At 63.1% G+C, this 16,219-nt stretch carries 17 protein-coding genes; 9 read left to right on the top strand and 8 right to left on the bottom strand.

Annotation, left to right across the window (positions count from 1 at the left end; genetic code table 11):
* Positions 1–74: 74 nt before the first annotated feature.
* Complete coding sequence (nadC, locus tag ACMFWR_RS16465; RefSeq protein WP_413192666.1) at positions 75–968, top strand: carboxylating nicotinate-nucleotide diphosphorylase; 894 nt, start codon at positions 75–77, stop codon at positions 966–968.
* Between the two features lie 157 nt (positions 969–1,125).
* Here nadC and nadB read toward each other — a convergent pair whose 3' ends face one another.
* From nadB to radC, 4 genes are all read right to left on the bottom strand, one after another.
* Entirely contained in the window at positions 1,126–2,724 is a 1,599-nt protein-coding gene (gene nadB, locus ACMFWR_RS16460; protein WP_413192665.1) for an L-aspartate oxidase, read from the bottom strand.
* 360 nt (positions 2,725–3,084) lie between these two features.
* Positions 3,085–3,252, bottom strand: coding sequence for a 50S ribosomal protein L33 (gene rpmG / locus ACMFWR_RS16455; protein ID WP_121086009.1), 168 nt, complete (start codon positions 3,250–3,252; stop codon positions 3,085–3,087).
* Between the two features lie 11 nt (positions 3,253–3,263).
* Positions 3,264–3,497 carry a 50S ribosomal protein L28 gene (rpmB, locus tag ACMFWR_RS16450; RefSeq protein ID WP_175102725.1) on the bottom strand — a complete coding sequence of 78 codons (234 nt, stop codon included), beginning with the start codon at positions 3,495–3,497 and terminating at the stop codon, positions 3,264–3,266.
* Positions 3,498–3,742: 245 nt separating this feature from the next.
* The gene (radC, locus tag ACMFWR_RS16445) at positions 3,743–4,555 is read right to left on the bottom strand and encodes a RadC family protein (protein ID WP_413192664.1); all 813 of its coding nucleotides are present in this window, start codon (positions 4,553–4,555) and stop codon (positions 3,743–3,745) included.
* A gap of 116 nt (positions 4,556–4,671) precedes the next feature.
* Between radC and ACMFWR_RS16440 the strand changes: the two genes are divergently transcribed.
* The 6 genes from ACMFWR_RS16440 to ACMFWR_RS16415 all read left to right on the top strand — a co-directional run bounded on the left by ACMFWR_RS16440 (position 4,672) and on the right by ACMFWR_RS16415 (position 10,299).
* Complete coding sequence (locus ACMFWR_RS16440; protein ID WP_413192663.1) at positions 4,672–5,127, top strand: FKBP-type peptidyl-prolyl cis-trans isomerase; 456 nt, start codon at positions 4,672–4,674, stop codon at positions 5,125–5,127.
* A 16-nt stretch (positions 5,128–5,143) separates the two neighbouring features.
* Complete coding sequence (gene ispH, locus ACMFWR_RS16435; RefSeq protein WP_413192662.1) at positions 5,144–6,085, top strand: 4-hydroxy-3-methylbut-2-enyl diphosphate reductase; 942 nt, start codon at positions 5,144–5,146, stop codon at positions 6,083–6,085.
* A gap of 560 nt (positions 6,086–6,645) precedes the next feature.
* Positions 6,646–7,596 carry a branched-chain amino acid ABC transporter permease gene (locus ACMFWR_RS16430; RefSeq protein ID WP_413192661.1) on the top strand — a complete coding sequence of 317 codons (951 nt, stop codon included), beginning with the start codon at positions 6,646–6,648 and terminating at the stop codon, positions 7,594–7,596.
* A gap of 19 nt (positions 7,597–7,615) precedes the next feature.
* Positions 7,616–8,779 (top strand): ABC transporter permease subunit, encoded by a 1,164-nt coding sequence (locus ACMFWR_RS16425; protein WP_413192660.1) that lies wholly within the window; start codon positions 7,616–7,618, stop codon positions 8,777–8,779.
* Between the two features lie 21 nt (positions 8,780–8,800).
* Positions 8,801–9,574, top strand: coding sequence for an ABC transporter ATP-binding protein (locus tag ACMFWR_RS16420; RefSeq protein ID WP_413192659.1), 774 nt, complete (start codon positions 8,801–8,803; stop codon positions 9,572–9,574).
* Positions 9,575–9,594: 20 nt separating this feature from the next.
* The gene (locus tag ACMFWR_RS16415) at positions 9,595–10,299 is read left to right on the top strand and encodes an ABC transporter ATP-binding protein (RefSeq protein ID WP_413194932.1); all 705 of its coding nucleotides are present in this window, start codon (positions 9,595–9,597) and stop codon (positions 10,297–10,299) included.
* A gap of 199 nt (positions 10,300–10,498) precedes the next feature.
* Here the strand turns inward: ACMFWR_RS16415 and ACMFWR_RS16410 are convergent, their stop codons facing one another.
* Both ACMFWR_RS16410 and ACMFWR_RS16405 read right to left on the bottom strand, forming a co-directional pair.
* Positions 10,499–11,686: an acetylornithine transaminase gene (locus tag ACMFWR_RS16410; RefSeq protein ID WP_413192658.1), complete on the bottom strand. Its 1,188-nt coding sequence runs from the start codon at positions 11,684–11,686 to the stop codon at positions 10,499–10,501.
* A gap of 14 nt (positions 11,687–11,700) precedes the next feature.
* Positions 11,701–12,732 carry a CDP-6-deoxy-delta-3,4-glucoseen reductase gene (locus ACMFWR_RS16405; protein ID WP_413192657.1) on the bottom strand — a complete coding sequence of 344 codons (1,032 nt, stop codon included), beginning with the start codon at positions 12,730–12,732 and terminating at the stop codon, positions 11,701–11,703.
* Between the two features lie 118 nt (positions 12,733–12,850).
* On the opposite strand from ACMFWR_RS16405, the gene ACMFWR_RS16400 reads away from it, so the two are divergent.
* Complete coding sequence (locus ACMFWR_RS16400) at positions 12,851–13,771, top strand: NAD-dependent epimerase/dehydratase family protein (protein ID WP_413192656.1); 921 nt, start codon at positions 12,851–12,853, stop codon at positions 13,769–13,771.
* 17 nt (positions 13,772–13,788) lie between these two features.
* On the opposite strand, the gene ACMFWR_RS16395 is transcribed toward ACMFWR_RS16400, so the two are convergent.
* Positions 13,789–14,502, bottom strand: a complete 714-nt coding sequence (locus tag ACMFWR_RS16395) for a pseudouridine synthase (protein WP_413192655.1) — start codon at positions 14,500–14,502, stop codon at positions 13,789–13,791.
* Positions 14,503–14,766: 264 nt separating this feature from the next.
* On the opposite strand from ACMFWR_RS16395, the gene ACMFWR_RS16390 reads away from it, so the two are divergent.
* On the top strand, positions 14,767–15,984 hold the full coding sequence (locus ACMFWR_RS16390; protein WP_413192654.1) for an MFS transporter: 1,218 nt from the start codon (positions 14,767–14,769) through the stop codon (positions 15,982–15,984).
* On the opposite strand, the gene ACMFWR_RS16385 is transcribed toward ACMFWR_RS16390, so the two are convergent.
* A complete protein-coding gene (locus tag ACMFWR_RS16385) occupies positions 15,971–16,219 on the bottom strand; it encodes a transposase (protein ID WP_413192653.1) in 249 nt (82 codons plus the stop codon). The two genes, ACMFWR_RS16390 and ACMFWR_RS16385, sit on opposite strands and share 14 nt — an antisense overlap.

The raw sequence follows: 16,219 nt of genomic DNA, 5'->3' as shown, positions 1-16,219 counted from the left end.
TTCGGGGTTCATGGAACCCGCCCCGTGCGTCGGTGACCGGCGCACGCACTGACTGTTAGCGAACGGAAAACGAAATGGGGAATCGTTGGGAAGAGATCCGCGCACTCTACGGCGCGGCACTGGACGACGCGCTCAAGCGCAATGTGGCCGATGCGCTTGCCGAAGACATCGGCACGGGTGATCTGACGGGACTTCTCGTTCCTGAGGGCGCGCCACGTCGCGCGCGCGTGATCGTGCGCGAACATGCCGTGCTGTGCGGTGTGCCCTGGTTCAACGAGGTCGTGCGCTCCGTCGATCCATCGATCGAAATCGATTGGCGCAAGCACGATGGCGATCGCATGGTGCCCGACGATATCGTCTGCGAGATGGTCGGACCGGCACGTTCGCTGTTGACGGCCGAGCGCAACGCGCTGAACTTTATCCAACTGCTCACGGGCGTCGCGACCGTCACCCGACGCTATGTCGACATGGTCGAGGGCACCCGCGCGCGCATTCTCGATACGCGCAAGACGATGCCGGGCCTGAGGCTCGCTCAGAAATATGCGGTGCGTGTCGGTGGCGGTGACAATCAGCGCCTCGCGCTGTACGACGGCATTCTGATCAAGGAAAACCACATTGCTGCCGCAGGCGGTGTGGGGGCGGCGGTCGATGCAGCGCTCGCGATCGGGCGTCGCGCGCAGTCGGAACTCGGCCGCGATCTGTCGATTCAGGTCGAAGTCGAATCGATCGCGCAGCTGCGTGAAGCGCTCGAGCACGGTGCCAAATCGATCCTGCTCGACAACTTCACGTTCGACATGATGCGTGAGGGCGTCGACGTCAACGCAGGCCGTGCCGTGCTCGAAGTGTCGGGTGGGGTCAATTTCGATACCGTTCGGCAGATCGCCGAAACGGGCGTCGATCGTATCTCGATTGGCGCGGTGACAAAGGACGTGAAGGCCGGCGATTTTTCGATGCGGATCATCGACTAGGCATCGCACCTGTCGGCTCGACGCAGGCGTCGGGCAGCATGTAGCGTGCAGCGGAGTTTGTCCCCGCGATGTGCGTTGCATGCTTCCCTGGCCCCCCGCGCCGCTCAAACGTATCTTGCGCGGGAAGCACCCACCGGCACAAACGTGCCGGGTCACTCTACAGCGGCTTGTTGCGCATCCGGCGCGGCGCGAGCACGGTCGGCAGCGCCTTCGGCAGCGTCGACGACCAGTCGGCGCTGTAGTGCAGGCCGCGGCTTTCTCGCCGGCTTCGCGCGCTTTCGACAATCAACGACGCCACGTCGACCAGATTCCGCAGCTCGAGCAGATCGCGACCAATGCGCGTATGCGCGTAGTACTCATGGATCTCGTCACGCAACAGCGAGATGCGATGACGCGCACGGGCGAGGCGCTTGTCGGTGCGCACGATCCCGACATAGTTCCACATCAGGCGCCGCAGCTCGTCCCAGTTGTGGGCGACGACGACTTCTTCATCGGGGTCCGAAACGCGGCTTTCGTCCCACTCGGGAAGGTGCGGTCCGACCGGCTTCGCTTCGGTATCCGCAAGAATCGAATGGGCAGCCGAGCGTCCGATCACCAGGCACTCCAGCAGCGAGTTGCTGGCAAGACGATTGGCGCCGTGAAGACCGGTGTAGGCCGTTTCACCGACCGCATACAGGCCAGCGAGATCCGTGCGGCCGGCGAGATCGGTGACAACACCGCCGCATGTATAGTGCGCGGCGGGCACGACGGGGATCGGTTGCTTCGTGATGTCGATGCCGAATTCCTTGCATCGGGCCAGGATGGTCGGGAAGTGCTCGTTGAGAAACTCGGGCGACTGATGGCTGATGTCGAGGTAGACACAGTCGATCCCGCGCTTCTTGATTTCGAAGTCGATCGCGCGGGCGACGATATCGCGGGGCGCGAGCTCCGCACGCTCGTCGTGATGCTGCATGAAGCGAGTGCCATCGGGAAGCTTGAGCAGACCGCCTTCGCCACGCACCGCCTCGCTGATCAAAAACGACTTGGCGTACGGGTGATACAGACACGTCGGATGGAACTGGATGAACTCCATATTCGAAATCCGGCACCCTGCACGCCAGGCCATCGCAATGCCGTCGCCTGTCGCGGTGTCGGGATTGGTCGTATAGAGATAGACCTTGCCCGCGCCGCCGGTGGCCAGCACCGTATGCGGTGCATCGATCGTCACCGTGCGACCGCGCTTCGTGTCGAGCGCATACAGCCCGTGGCAGCGACGCCCCTTGAGGCCGAGTCGATCCGACGTGATCAGGTCGATCGCGAAGTGATCTTCGAGAATGGTGATGTTGGGGTGATTGCGCACACGCTCGTTGAGCGTCGTCACGACGGCGTGACCCGTGGCATCCGCGGCGTGGATGATGCGCCGGTGACTGTGACCGCCTTCGCGCGTGAGGTGGAAACCGAGTTCAGCCGCGTCGTCGCGCGTGAACGGCACGCCTTGGGCGATCAGCCATTCGATCGCATCGCGACCGTTTTCGACGATAAAGCGTGTGGCGGTTTCGTCACAGAGCCCCCCGCCGGCGACCAGCGTGTCGCGAACGTGGTTTTCGATGCTGTCGGTCGAATCGAGGACGGCGGCGATGCCGCCCTGAGCCCAGTCGCTCGCGCCGTCGGTCAGTGACCGCTTGGCGAGGATCACGACCTTGCGTGTCTGGGCAAGGTTCAACGCGACGGACATGCCTGCAAGTCCGCTTCCAACGATCGCTACGTCGAAGTTCATCTTATTTTGTCTCTGATCCTGGCCCGATCAACACAAGGCCGATGACTGCACACCGTGAAGGCAGTCTAGCGGACATGCTCAAACCCTGCGGGGTACAGGCCTTTGACCCGACAGGTCTTCGGGCGATCAACATGCCCGATCGACGTCCCCCGGAACGCACCGCCGCGGATGAGGCGCCGTGATGCAAGTGCCCCGATATCAGTGCGCAGTACTTGGGTTGACCCTGGCCCGTGTCTCCTGCGAGCCGCACACCTTCGAACTTTTGAGTATCCAATCGAGTGCGCATCAACGTCGCGCACATAAGAAAAAACCCCGCAGTGCGGGGTTCTTTGAATCACTCGACCGCTGGGGTCGAGCGTCTTACTTGATCTTCGTTTCTTTGTAGTCGACGTGCTTGCGAGCGACCGGATCAAATTTCTTGATCAGCATCTTTTCCGGCGTCGTACGCTTGTTCTTCGTCGTCGTGTAGAAGTGACCCGTACCAGCGGTCGATTCCAGCTTGATCTTGTCGCGAATGCCCTTGGCCATGTTCGTGCTCCTTAGACTTCACCGCGTGCGCGCAGATCTGCGAGCACAGCGTCAATACCGTTCTTGTCGATCAGGCGCAGGCCTGCATTCGACAGGCGCAGACGCACCCAGCGGTTTTCGCTTTCGACCCAGAAACGACGGTTTTGCAGGTTAGGCAGAAAACGGCGCTTGGTCTTGTTGTTGGCGTGGGAAATATTGTTGCCGACCATCGGCGCTTTCCCGGTCACTTGACATACGCGTGCCATGAAGCACTCCTAGCTTGAATTCTTAGGTGTTACGCGTACGCCCCGTCAAACACACGTGCTACCGGGCGAACGCCATGAATTGGGTTGGGTAACAGGAATCCGGAAGTATATCTGGAAAAGTGCAGAGAAATCAAACCGAATTTCGGTTTGTTCTGTGCCGTACTGCACCCAATCCCCTGTTTTGGCTCTGTGCGAGCCGCCCGCGCCCCGCCTGACAACGGCTTCGAGGCGGGTCTGGCCGCTGTTCAGAGCAGGCCACGATCGTGAAACGACACGATCGATCCGGCGCCGACGACGATATGGTCGAGCAAGCGAACCTCGATGGTATCGAAGGTCCGGGCGAGTTCCCTGGTCAGGTTCAGGTCGCTCTGGCTCGGTTCGGCGTCGCCGGAGGGGTGATTATGCCCGATGATGACCGACGCCGCGTTCCAATCGAGCGCATTTCTCGCGAGCTCGCGCGGATGGACGGCCGTTTGCGTTAGCCCGCCGCGTGAACAAATCTCGTGGTTGAGCATGCGATTGCGGGTGTCCAGATAGATGCAGACAAACACCTCATGCTGCAACGACCCGATCCAGTGCTGCATGAAAGCCCGAATGGTCTCGGACGTCTCGGATCGTCGGGGCTTGCGCAACTCGTCGGCGAGCGAGCGTTGGGCGGCGATGCCGATGGCACGGAGCAGCGACATTTTCGCGGGTCCGATGCCGTGGATCTGGCGCAATGCTGCCGGCGGCGCCGATAGCACGCCACGCAGTGAACCGAAGCGGCGAAGCAGCGTCTCACCCAGTTCGGTGGCGGTTTTGCCCGCGACGCCCGTGCCAAGAAAGATCGCGAGCACCTGCGCGTCGGTCAGTGCATCGGCCCCGAGCGCGGCGAGCCGCTCCCGCGGCAGGTTGGCATCTTTCGCGTGAAAGTCCTTGAAGGTCGGGCGGGGCGTCGGAGCGAGCACCGGCACGCCGTATTCGGTCTGCCGGGACCGCGCCAGGAATCCGTGCCGCACGCCGCACCGGGCTGCTTCCATTTCATGATGTGCCGTGAAGGCAAGGCTTTGCTGACTCATGGTTTCCCTCGCGTTTCCCTCTTTCCGAGCCGAGTTCCGAACGGTCCTCCAGATGCTCGCTTACAATACGGGTTTGGCGCTCGCGTCGCGCGCGCCCGTTTTTCGCCGAGCATTGCATGACCGTCATTGACACCGCACGCATCCAGGCTGGCTCCCATGTCACGCTTCACTACCGTCTCTCGCTGACGGACGGCGCCGACATCGCCAACACCTTCACCGACAAACCTGCCACCCTGTTGATCGGAGCGGGGCAGATCGCGCCGTCGCTGGAACAGATTCTGATCGGCATGGCAGTGGGTGACCACTCGACCGTTCAGCTAACCCCCGAGCAAGGGTTCGGTGAACGCAACCCCGAACTGATCCAGAGGGTGTCGCTGACGACCTTGCGCAAGCAGTCGAACCTTGGCGAAACCTATGTGCCCGGCGATGTCGTCGAATTCAACGCCCCGAGCGGCGGCCGCTATGCGGGCGTGCTCAAGGAGCTCGGTGACACGTACGCGCTTTTTGATTTCAATCACCCGCTTGCGGGGCAGAGTCTGACGTTCGAAGCGAAAGTCATCGGCATTCTCTGAGCTCCGAGAGGTAGGCATGTCGGAATTTGAGATTCTTCTCGCTCAACCCCGCGGCTTTTGCGCGGGCGTCGATCGCGCGATCGAAATCGTCGAACGCGCGATCAGTCTGTACGGCGCACCGATCTACGTGCGTCACGAAATCGTTCACAACGCCTACGTCGTCAGCGACCTGCGCACAAAGGGCGCGATCTTCGTCGAGGATCTCGACGAGGTGCCCGACGGCGGCACGGTCATCTTCTCCGCACACGGTGTGTCCAAGGCGATCCGCGGTGAAGCGGAGCGTCGCGGCCTGCGCGTGTTCGATGCGACGTGCCCGCTCGTGACGAAGGTGCATATGGAAGTCGCGAAGATGCGCCAGGACGGCTACGAGATCATCATGGTCGGCCACAAGGGGCACCCCGAGGTCGAAGGCACGATGGGGCAAAGCGGCGACGGCATGCATCTGGTCGAGGACGTCGCTGACGTGAACCGCCTCCAGGTCGTGAATGTGAACCGGCTTGCCGTCGTCACGCAGACGACGCTGTCGGTCGACGATGCGGCGGAAGTGCTCGGCGCGCTGCGTCAGCGCTTCCCGGACATTCGCGAGCCGAAGAAGCAGGACATCTGCTACGCGACGCAGAATCGCCAGGACGCCGTGAAGTTCATGGCGCCGCGCTGCGACGTGGTGATCGTGGTCGGCAGCCCGAACAGCTCGAACTCGAATCGCCTGCGCGAAGTTGCCGAGCGCTACGGGATTCCGTCCTATATGGTCGACGATCCTGCACAGATCGATCCGGAATGGATCGCGGGCAAGCGCAGAATCGGCATCACGGCGGGTGCGTCGGCGCCCGAGGTGCTGGCTCAGGCGGTGATCGGCCGTTTGCGCGAACTCGGCGCGTCGTCGGTCCATCCGCTCGAGGGCGTCGAAGAGAATGTGACGTTCCCGCTGCCGCGCGGACTCAGCGTCACCGCAGCCTGATCTGGCACCCGACCTCGAGCCGGGACATGACGGTTCGCTTCCAGCGGCCGTCATCGCCTGACACGACGTAAGGCCTGTTCTCATAAGTCCTACGATTGAAAAACAACGCCATGCAGGCTGTGCTTGCGTGGCGTATATTTTTTTGCAATCAGATGCGTGCTTCTTTTTGCCTGAGCAGGCGAAGCGTCTACGGGGTCGCCCGCATTGACGTCGCGCATGACTCTGGCGCAACCTTGCGACGGATTATGGATTGTCGAAGTGCAACCGAGTTGCGATCGGGGTAGCACCTGACCGGCACCCATTTCGCGGCAATGCAGGAAAACCCCATCGCGACGAATATTGCTCACCCCCGATGTGGCTGTAAAATTCGCGCGCTTTCGACGGGTCGCACTGCGTCGCCGTAAGTGGTGAACCGGACCGTCTGCGGGCTTGCCCGTATGTCGGTGTCACCGACGCACCGGTTATTTTTTTCTACGAGCAGTTCCGTCGCACACTGTCGGGGTCCGGGCCATCCGCTCGGTAATCAAGACAAACCGGATGCACGGGCAAAGGAGTGTCAGATGGATATTTTTATCCAGCAGCTCATCAACGGGCTGGTACTAGGGAGCGTGTATGCCATCATCGCGCTCGGCTACACGATGGTGTACGGGATCATCGGCATGATCAATTTCGCCCATGGCGACGTGCTGATGATTGGCGCAATGGTCGCGTTGTCGGCGATCAACGTGCTCCAGGCGCATTTTCCCGCGCTGGGCATGGTGCCGACGCTGGTCATCGCGCTGATCGTTGCGGCGATCGTCTGTGCGCTGGCCGGGTACACAATCGAACGCGTCGCTTACCGGCCGCTGCGCAATGCGCCGCGTCTCGCGCCGCTGATCACCGCGATCGGTGTGTCGATTCTGCTGCAGACCATCGCGATGATGATCTGGGGCCGGAGCCCGTTGAACTTCCCGCAGCTGCTGCCGACTGACCCGCTGACTGTGATTGCGCCCAAGGGCGATCACCCGGGTGCGGTCGTGTCCGCGACGGAAATCATCATCATCATCGTCGCGTTCCTGACGATGGCGGGTCTGCTGCTGCTCGTGCACAAGACCAAGCTGGGCCGCGCGATGCGTGCGACGGCTGAGAACCGTGCCGTCGCGGGTCTGATGGGCGTGAACCCGAACTTCGTGATCTCGGCGACATTCATGATCGGCTCGGCGCTTGCCGCGCTCGCCGGCGTGATGATCGCGTCCGAATACGGCAATGCCCACTTCTACATGGGCTTCATCCCGGGCCTCAAGGCTTTTACGGCCGCAGTGCTCGGTGGTATCGGCAATCTCGCGGGCGCCATGGTCGGCGGTGTCGTGCTCGGCATCATCGAACAGCTCGGGGCGGGGTATATCGGCGACTTCACGGGTGGTGTGTTCGGATCGAACTACCAGGACGTGTTCGCGTTCATCGTGCTGATCGTCGTGCTGGTGTTCCGTCCGTCGGGTCTGCTCGGCGAACGTGTGGCCGATCGCGCTTAAGTCAAACGGGGATATCGACATGACTTCCATTCAACCGATCGAACCGTCGACCGCCGTCATTCCGGAGAAGAAGACGGCCAAGCATTACCTCGGCGTGGCGCTGATCGCACTCGGCGTGATCCTCGCACCGGCAATCATCGGTGCTGCCGGCGGCAACTACTGGGTCCGCGTGCTCGACTTCGCGATGCTCTACGTGATGCTCGCGCTGGGTCTGAACGTCGTGGTCGGCTTTGCCGGCCTGCTCGACCTCGGCTACATCGCGTTCTATGCCGTCGGCGCGTACATCGCGGCGCTGCTGTCGTCGCCGCACCTGACGACGCAGTTCGCGTGGATCGCCGCCTTGTTCCCGAACGGCCTGCATCTGTCGATCTGGCTGATCGTGCCGCTCGCAATGTGCGTGGCCGCGATCTTCGGGATCCTGCTCGGTGCGCCGACGCTGCGTCTGCGTGGCGACTATCTGGCGATCGTGACCCTCGGCTTCGGGGAAATCGTGCGCCTGTTCATGAACAACCTCGACCGTCCGGTCAATGTGACCAACGGGCCGAAGGGGATCACGGGCGTCGATCCGGTGTCGATCGGCGGCGTGAATTTCAACCAGACGCAGAGCTTTTTCGGCATTTCACTGCCTTCGGTCTATCTGTATTACTACCTGTTCGTGCTGTGTGCGCTGTTCGTGATTTTCGTCTGCGTACGCCTGCAGCATTCGCGTATCGGCCGTGCATGGGCCGCGATTCGCGAAGACGAGATCGCCGCCAAGGCGATGGGCATCAACACCCGCAACGTCAAGCTGCTCGCCTTCGCGATGGGTGCGTCGTTCGGCGGCCTGTCGGGCGCGATGTTCGGTGCGTTCCAGGGCTTCGTGTCGCCCGAGTCGTTCACGTTCTGGGAATCGGTCGTCGTGCTCGCGTGCGTCGTGCTTGGCGGCATGGGCCACATCCCGGGTGTGATTCTCGGCGCCGTGATGCTGTCGATCTTCCCCGAGTTCCTGCGCTCGACGATGGGGCCGCTGCAGAACATGATTTTCGGCCATCAGATCCTCGATACCGAAGTGATCCGTCAGCTGCTCTACGGCCTGGCCATGGTCGTCATCATGCTGTATCGCCCGTCGGGCCTCTGGCCGTCGCCGAAGCACGAAGACAAGATCCTCAAAGCGTCGCGCCGCAACAAGACGGTGCGTGCCTAACCGGACGGGGAACTACGAAACATGAGTAAAAACATTCGATTGTCCGTCAAGGGCGTCAACAAGCGGTTCGGGGGTCTGCAGGCGCTGTCCGATGTCGGGCTGCAGATCGAGGAAGGTCAGATCTATGGCCTGATCGGTCCGAACGGTGCCGGCAAGACGACGTTCTTCAACGTGATCACGGGCCTCTACGAGCCGGATTCGGGCGATTTCATTCTCGACGGCTCGCCGTACAAGCCGACCGCCGTGCATGAAGTGGCAAAGACCGGCATCGCGCGTACGTTCCAGAACATCCGTCTGTTCGGCGGCATGACCGCGCTTGAGAACGTGATGGTGGGCCGCCACGTGCGCACGAAGCATGGCCTGATCGGCGCGGTGCTCCAGACGCCGTCGGAGCGCAAGGAAGAGAAGGAAATCAAGGAACGCGCGATGGATCTGCTCGAGTACGTCGGCGTGACGCAATACGCCGACTACACCGCGCGCAATCTGTCGTACGGCCACCAGCGCCGACTCGAGATCGCACGCGCGCTCGCAACGGATCCGAAGCTGCTTGCGCTCGACGAACCGGCAGCCGGCATGAACGCGACCGAGAAGGTCGAGCTCACGCGACTGCTCGACAAGATCCGCTCGGACGGCAGGACGATCCTGCTGATCGAGCACGATGTGAAACTGGTGATGGGCCTGTGCAACCGGATGACGGTGCTCGACTACGGCAAGGTGATCGCCGAAGGTCTGCCGCAAGACGTGCAGAAGGATCCCAAGGTGATTGAAGCCTATCTGGGCGGGGGAGGCCACTGATGACGACGAACGGTTCAGCGATGCTCACGATTTCGGGGCTCAAGGTCGCATACGGCGGCATTCAGGCAGTCAAGGGTGTGGACCTCGAAGTCCGCGAAGGCGAACTCGTCACGCTGATCGGTGCCAACGGCGCCGGCAAGACGACGACGATGAAGGCCATCACGGGCATCAAGGCGATCAGCGGCGGCGACATCATCTATCGCGGTCAGTCGATCAAGGGCGTGCCGCCGCATGAGTTGCTCAAGCGTGGCCTCGCCATGGTCCCGGAAGGCCGCGGCATCTTCGCGCGCATGACGATCCTCGAGAACATGCAGATGGGCGCGTACCTGCGCAACGACAACGACGCCATTCAAAAGGACGTCGAGCGCATGTTCGGCTTCTTCCCGCGCCTGAAGGAACGTGCGGCGCAGCTCGCGGGTACGCTCTCGGGCGGCGAGCAGCAAATGCTGGCCATGGCGCGCGCGATCATCAGCCGGCCCAAGCTGCTGTTGCTCGACGAACCGTCGATGGGTCTCTCGCCGATCATGGTCGAGAAGATCTTCGAGGTGGTTCGCGAGATCTCGAAGGAAGGCCTGACCGTGCTGCTCGTCGAGCAGAACGCCAAGCTCGCGCTGCAAGCGGCGACGCGCGGCTACGTGATGGATTCCGGCTTGGTCACCATGTCGGGCGACGCGAAGCAGATGCTCGACGATCCGAAGGTGCGCGCAGCGTATCTGGGTGAGTAACACGCTTGCGGCGTAGTTCGCCGCATCGAAAACGCGAAGGGCTCGCGCCGCAAGGTTCGAGCCCTTTGTGCTTGATGCGCGTGAAACGCGCGGCCATGCGTAGACGCGGCACGTCGGTGCCACCCAAACAAAAAGGCCCGAATCCTTGGATCCGGGCCTTCGTCTTTGCTGCTTCGCTGGGCGGTGATTGGCGCTACGCTTACGCGAGCTCGTTGAGCACCGTGCGCAGTGCGCTCAGTGCATGACCGATTTCACCCTTGGTGACATTCAGCGCCGGCATGAAGCGGATCAGGTTCGGGCGCGCGGCGTTCAGCAGCACGCCATCCGGCTGCATGTCACGCGCACGCTCGACGATCTGGTTGCCCTTGTCGTGGTTCATGAGCAGTGCGCGCAGCAGGCCTTCGCCACGCTCGCCGTTCATGCCGTAGTCGGCCGAGATCTGCAACAGATTCGATTTCAGATACTCGCCGTTCTCACGCACGGTCTCGAGGAAGCCCGGCGCGATCAGTTGCTCGATCACCGACAGCCCAACCGCCGTCATCAACGGATTGCCGTTGTACGTGCCGCCCTGATCGCCGGCTTCGAAGACCGAGATGTCCTCGCGGGCCAGCAGTGCAGCGAGCGGCACGCCGCCGCCGATACCCTTGCCGAGCGTCATGATGTCGGGTTCGATACCCGACAGCTGATACGCAAAGAGGGCGCCCGTACGGCCGCAACCCGTCTGCACTTCATCGACGATCAGCAGGATGTTGTGCTTGCGCGTGAGTTCGCGCAGCTGCTTCATGAACTCCGTCGTTGCCGGAATCACGCCGCCTTCACCCTGAATCGGCTCGAGCATCACCGCGACCGTCTTGTCGGTGATGAGCTTCTCGACCGACGCGATATCGTTGAGATCGGCCTTCGGGAAGCCCGGCACCTGGGGTGCGTAGATCGTGTCCCAGCCCGGCTTGCCGCTGGCCGACATCGTCGCGAGCGTGCGGCCGTGGAAGCTGTGGTCGAACGTGATGATCTCGTACGCGCCGTTCTTGTACTTGCGGCCCCACTTGCGCGCGAGCTTGATCGCGCCTTCGTTGGCTTCCGCGCCGCTGTTGGCGAAGAACACCTTCTGGAAGCAGCTGTTGGCCGTCAGCAGGTTCGCCAGCCGCGTCATCGGCTCGTTGTAGAACGCCGGGCTCGGGTTGATCAGCTTGCGCGATTGCTCCTCGAGCGCCTTGATCATGCCCGGGTTGCAATGACCGAGGCAGTTGACCGCCCAGCCCTGAATGAAGTCCAGATAACGCTTGCCGTTATTGTCGTAGAGCCACGAACCCTCGCCGCGCGTGAACACGATGTCGGGGCGGTTCGTGATGTACATCAGCGAATCGATCGGGTAGTCATTGAACTTCATGGTCGGTTCACTCCTCAGACGGCGTTGACCAGGTCCGCGGCGCTCGTAAACGAATCCGCAAAAAATTCCTCGGCCGGAAGGCCGTGGTGCGCACTGAAATCCCGGTGAGCCGATTCAACCATCACCGGGGCCCCGCAAGCGTAGACCTGATGGTTCGACAAGTCTGGCAGGTCCTCGATGACGGCGCGATGAACGAACCCTGTGCGGCCCGTCCATGCGTCGGCTTCGGTCGGCTCGGACAGCACGGGAACGAAGCGGAAGTTTGGCAGTTCGGACGCCCATTTTTCTGCCAACGAGGCCAAATAAATGTCTTTTTTCGAGCGTGCGCCCCAGTAGAGCGTCATCGGGCGCGTGATGCCCTTGTGGATGGCGTGCTCGATGATGGCCTTGATCGGCGCGAAGCCGGTGCCCGAGGCGAGCAGCACAATGGGCTTGTCGGAATCTTCGCGCAGGAAGAACGTGCCAAGCGGGCCCTCGAAGCGCAGGATATCGCGCTCCTTCATCGTGCCGAACACGTGGTCCGTGAACACGCCGCCGGGCATGTGGCGGATGTGCAGTTCGACCGGGCCTTCGTGGTGCGGCGCGCTGGCCATCGAATAGCTGCGGCGCTTGCCGTCCTTGAGGATGAACTCGACGTATTGGCCTGCCAGATATTGCAGCCGCTCGTTGGCGGGCAACTGAAGCTTGAGCACCACGACGTCGTCGGCGACGCGTTCGATCGCGTTGACGCGGCAGGGCAGCTTCTTGACGGGCATGTCGCCTACGCCCGACACCTCGCGAATATCGATCTCGAGGTCCGACCTGGCGGTCACGCAGCAGAACAGCGCCTTGCCGCGCGTCTTCTCGTCGTTCGTGAGTGCCGACGACGAGTGGGGGCCCTGGTCAATCTCGCCCGACAGGACTGCGCCCTTGCACGAGCCGCATGCGCCGTTCTTGCACCCATACGGAAGGCCGATGCCCTGCCGGATCGCTGCTGTCAGAACCGGCTCGTCGCCCTCGACCTGGAATTGCCGGCCGCTTTGCCGGATCGTCACATTGAATGCCATAACGCGTCAGTCGAAAACCATTGCAATAGAGAAAATCATTGCGGCCCGAGGCCGCAATCCCGATACCGCAGTCCGATGCCATCGGCCGCTCGCGGTGGAGCGGCTACAATGCCGGACCATGATTCGAACCCGAAAACTTCGTCGCCCGCGCGTGCTGATCGTCGGTGCGGGTCACGTCGGCCTGCGTTGCGTGAAGCTGCTGAGCGAGCGCTACCGTGTGTACGCGCTGACCCGGGACACCGCTCCCGAGCGTGTCGCGGCACTTCGTGAAGCGGGTGCAATGCCGGTGCCCGGCGACCTTGACCGGCGGCGCAGTCTGTTGCGCGCCGCGGCGCTGGCGCCGATGGTGCTCGACCTTGCACCGCCACCCGCCACGGGGGCCGTCGACCCTCGTTCCCAGGCGCTGATCGCAGCGCTTTCCCGCAGGCGCGGACGGGGGGTCATTGTACCCGAGCGGCGCCGTGCGACCGTGGTCTACGCGAGTACGACCGGTGTCTACGGGGACTGCGTGGGCGCGAACGTCGACGAGACCCGGCTTGTGCGGCCGACCAATGCGCGCGCAGTGCGGCGCGTCGCGGCCGAGCGCGCGTGGCGCGCGGCAGGGGCGCGGGCGTCGGTTGACGTACGTGTGGTCCGCATTCCCGGCATCTATGCAGGCGATCGGCTGCCGGTCGAGCGGCTTCGCAAGGGCACGCCCGCACTGGCCGCGGACGACGACGTGTTCACGAGTCACATCCACGCCGACGATCTGGCCGCGATCATGATCCGCGCCGCGCGGGCGGGCCGGCCTCAGCGCGTGTATCTGGCAGCGGACGACACCCGCCTCAAGATGGCCGACTACTTCGATCTCGTCGCCGACCGCAAGGGGCTGCCGAGACCACCGCGGATTGCGCGCGCCGAGGCCGAACACAAGCTGGAGCCGGCGCTGCTTAGCTTCATGCGCGAGTCGCGGCAGCTGGACAACCGGCGGCTCAAGACGGAACTCGGCTACCGCTTGCGCTTCCCGACGGTTCACGACTTTCTGGATTCGGAAGGCTAGCGGTACCGACGCTCGATCTAGCCCTGAGCGCGCGGCCGCAACGCCTCGAAGTCCGCGGTATCGAGCCAGCGCCACTGCCCCGGTTCGAGTGACGTCGGCAATTCGAGTGCGCCAATCGCCTCGCGATGCAAGGCTTCGACGTGATTGCCCGTGGCGGCAACCATGCGTTTGACCTGGTGGTACTTGCCTTCCTGGATCGTCAGCACCAGCGTTTGTGCCGATTCCTGCTCCGCTGCGAGCGCCGCGAGGGGGGCTTTCTCGTCACGCAGCAGCACGCCCTCTCGCAGCGCTTCAATCTGCGCATCTTCGATCGGCCGGGCCGTGGTTACCCGATATCGCTTGGGTACCTTGCGCTTGGGCGACGTGTTCTGGTGAATAAAGGCGCCGTCGTCGGAGAGCAGCAACAGACCGGTTGTGTCCTGGTCAAGCCGGCCGACGCACTGCACATCGCGTTCGACGAGCGGCCGAGGCAGCAGCGAGAAGACGCTCGCGTGGTGTTGCGGATCGCGCGAGCATTCGAATCCTGCCGGCTTGTGCAGCATCAGATACGCGTGCTCGCGCCACGTCCAGGTGGTGCCGTCGATGGTGAACGCAAGCCCTTCGGGGCTGAATGCGGCGTCAGCGTCGTCGACGATGGCGCCGTCGATCGTGACTGCGCCGCTTTCGATCAGTGCGCGGCACTGGCGGCGTGTACCGAAGCCTTGAGAATGAAGAATGCGTTCGAGAATCATCGGCCGGACTGTAGCACGGGCCTCGGGGCATGACGGCCTCGCAGGCTTGAGTGCATAGGGTAAGTCGGCGAGGTTGAGCGTCGCCCCCGTTGCGTCCCGCGCTGCACATTACCCGCCACACCGAAAGATTGGTCAGCACTGATATACCGCTCGGGCCGAAGGTCTTTATCATGGACGTACTTCATTGAGCCGGCATCGACCGGCTCGGCCTGATTGCCCACTGCCGCACGATTCGCACGCCCCGGCGTGCCCCACGGAGTCTGCATGTCTGGATCGAACGCCGTCGCACCGAAGACTGCCGCAGCCGATACCACCGCGGCGATGCCGCCGGAGCCGCGCATGATGCGCCTGACCGCGGCCCTGTTCATCGGGTTCCTGTGTGTCGGCCTGCCGCTTCCGGTCATCCCGATCTTCGTCAAGCATTCGCTGGGCTTCGGCGACTTCGCGGTCGGCGTCTCCGTCGGCATCCAGTTTCTTGCGACGGTGCTCACGCGGGGCTATGCCGGGCGCCTCGCCGATCACAAAGGCGGCAAACGCTCCATGTTCCAGGGCGTGGCGACCTGCGCGTGCGCAGGGATTGTTTACGCCGTTGCCGCATGGTTACCGGTGAGTGCCGACATCAAATTCTGTGTCCTCGTCGCCGGGCGTCTCGTACTCGGACTTGGCGAAAGCCAGCTGGTCACGGGCACGCTCGCCTGGAGCATCGCGACGGCGGGGCAGCCGCGTGCCGGCAAGGCCATCGCGTGGACGGGGATGGCGCTGTACGGGTCGCTGGCGCTGGGTGCGCCGTTGGGCGTGGCGTTGTACCACGCCGGCGGCTTCGCCTACGTGGCGTTGGGCGCGACGGCCGTGCCGCTGATTGCGGGTGTAGTGGCATACGGCGTACCGGCAGTCGAGGCGCTGCACGGCGAGCGCGTGCCGTTGCGGCGTGTGCTGAGCCTGATCTGGCAGGGCGGCGTGGCGCTTGCGTTGCAGGGGGTGGGCTTCGCGACGATCGGCGCGTTCGCCTCGCTGTATTTCACGTCGCGTGGCTGGGTTCACGTCGGGCTTGCGATGACGTGCTTCGGCGTCGCCTTTGCGTTCATGCGCATCCTGTTCGGCCACTTGCCTGACCGCATCGGTGGCTATCACGTGGCCGCGGCGTCGATGCTGATCGAAGCGATCGGCCAGGCATTGCTCTGGCTCGCACCGAACGAAACGGTGGCGCTGGCGGGGGCGCTGGTCACCGGCATCGGCTGTTCGCTCGTGTTCCCGTCGCTAGGCGTCGAAGCACTCAAGACGATTCCGCCCACGAGCCGCGGTACGGCGATGGGCGGATTCACGGCCTTCCAGGATGTGGCATACGGCGTGACGGGCCCGATCACGGGCGTACTGGCCACGCATTACGGCTATCCGTCTGTGTTTCTCGTGGGCACGATCGCCGCAGTGTCAGGCGTCGTGATGTCGCGCGTGGCGCGCGCCCGCGCGCTCAGTTCGTCCTGATGTTGACGCTCGACATGCCCATGCGCCAGCTGCCGGCCGCATAAAGCCGGATCCAGTGCGTGAGGGTGTTCGGATCCATCGCATGGCGATACGCGACCATCGGGATGGTTTGCCCCGGCAACAGGCATTCACGCACGATCGCGAGCTTCTGATCGCGCGACAGACGCTGTTTGACGACGGGCCGCGTCCAGGCGCTATGCCATTCGGGGGCGGCCTTGTTGAACAGCGTGGTCAT

Origin of the sequence: Pararobbsia alpina, assembly GCF_965118125.1 — a bacterium.
GTDB lineage: Bacteria > Pseudomonadota > Gammaproteobacteria > Burkholderiales > Burkholderiaceae > Pararobbsia > Pararobbsia alpina_A.
Note: the sequence above shows the minus strand (reverse complement) of the source record. Positions and strands in the feature narration are given on the sequence as shown.

Coding starts and splice junctions, on each gene's coding strand:
- nadB (WP_413192665.1), bottom strand. CDS start 2,724: ATGAACTTCGACGTAGCGATCGTTGGAAGCGGACTTGCAGGCATGTCC.
- ACMFWR_RS16390 (WP_413192654.1), top strand. CDS start 14,767: ATGTCTGGATCGAACGCCGTCGCACCGAAGACTGCCGCAGCCGATACC.
- ACMFWR_RS16425 (WP_413192660.1), top strand. CDS start 7,616: ATGACTTCCATTCAACCGATCGAACCGTCGACCGCCGTCATTCCGGAG.
- ACMFWR_RS16405 (WP_413192657.1), bottom strand. CDS start 12,732: ATGGCATTCAATGTGACGATCCGGCAAAGCGGCCGGCAATTCCAGGTC.
- ACMFWR_RS16400 (WP_413192656.1), top strand. CDS start 12,851: ATGATTCGAACCCGAAAACTTCGTCGCCCGCGCGTGCTGATCGTCGGT.
- ispH (WP_413192662.1), top strand. CDS start 5,144: ATGTCGGAATTTGAGATTCTTCTCGCTCAACCCCGCGGCTTTTGCGCG.
- radC (WP_413192664.1), bottom strand. CDS start 4,555: ATGAGTCAGCAAAGCCTTGCCTTCACGGCACATCATGAAATGGAAGCA.
- rpmG (WP_121086009.1), bottom strand. CDS start 3,252: ATGGCCAAGGGCATTCGCGACAAGATCAAGCTGGAATCGACCGCTGGT.
- ACMFWR_RS16420 (WP_413192659.1), top strand. CDS start 8,801: ATGAGTAAAAACATTCGATTGTCCGTCAAGGGCGTCAACAAGCGGTTC.
- ACMFWR_RS16395 (WP_413192655.1), bottom strand. CDS start 14,502: ATGATTCTCGAACGCATTCTTCATTCTCAAGGCTTCGGTACACGCCGC.
- ACMFWR_RS16440 (WP_413192663.1), top strand. CDS start 4,672: ATGACCGTCATTGACACCGCACGCATCCAGGCTGGCTCCCATGTCACG.
- ACMFWR_RS16415 (WP_413194932.1), top strand. CDS start 9,595: ATGCTCACGATTTCGGGGCTCAAGGTCGCATACGGCGGCATTCAGGCA.
- ACMFWR_RS16410 (WP_413192658.1), bottom strand. CDS start 11,686: ATGAAGTTCAATGACTACCCGATCGATTCGCTGATGTACATCACGAAC.
- ACMFWR_RS16385 (WP_413192653.1), bottom strand. CDS start 16,219: ATGACCACGCTGTTCAACAAGGCCGCCCCCGAATGGCATAGCGCCTGG.
- rpmB (WP_175102725.1), bottom strand. CDS start 3,497: ATGGCACGCGTATGTCAAGTGACCGGGAAAGCGCCGATGGTCGGCAAC.
- nadC (WP_413192666.1), top strand. CDS start 75: ATGGGGAATCGTTGGGAAGAGATCCGCGCACTCTACGGCGCGGCACTG.
- ACMFWR_RS16430 (WP_413192661.1), top strand. CDS start 6,646: ATGGATATTTTTATCCAGCAGCTCATCAACGGGCTGGTACTAGGGAGC.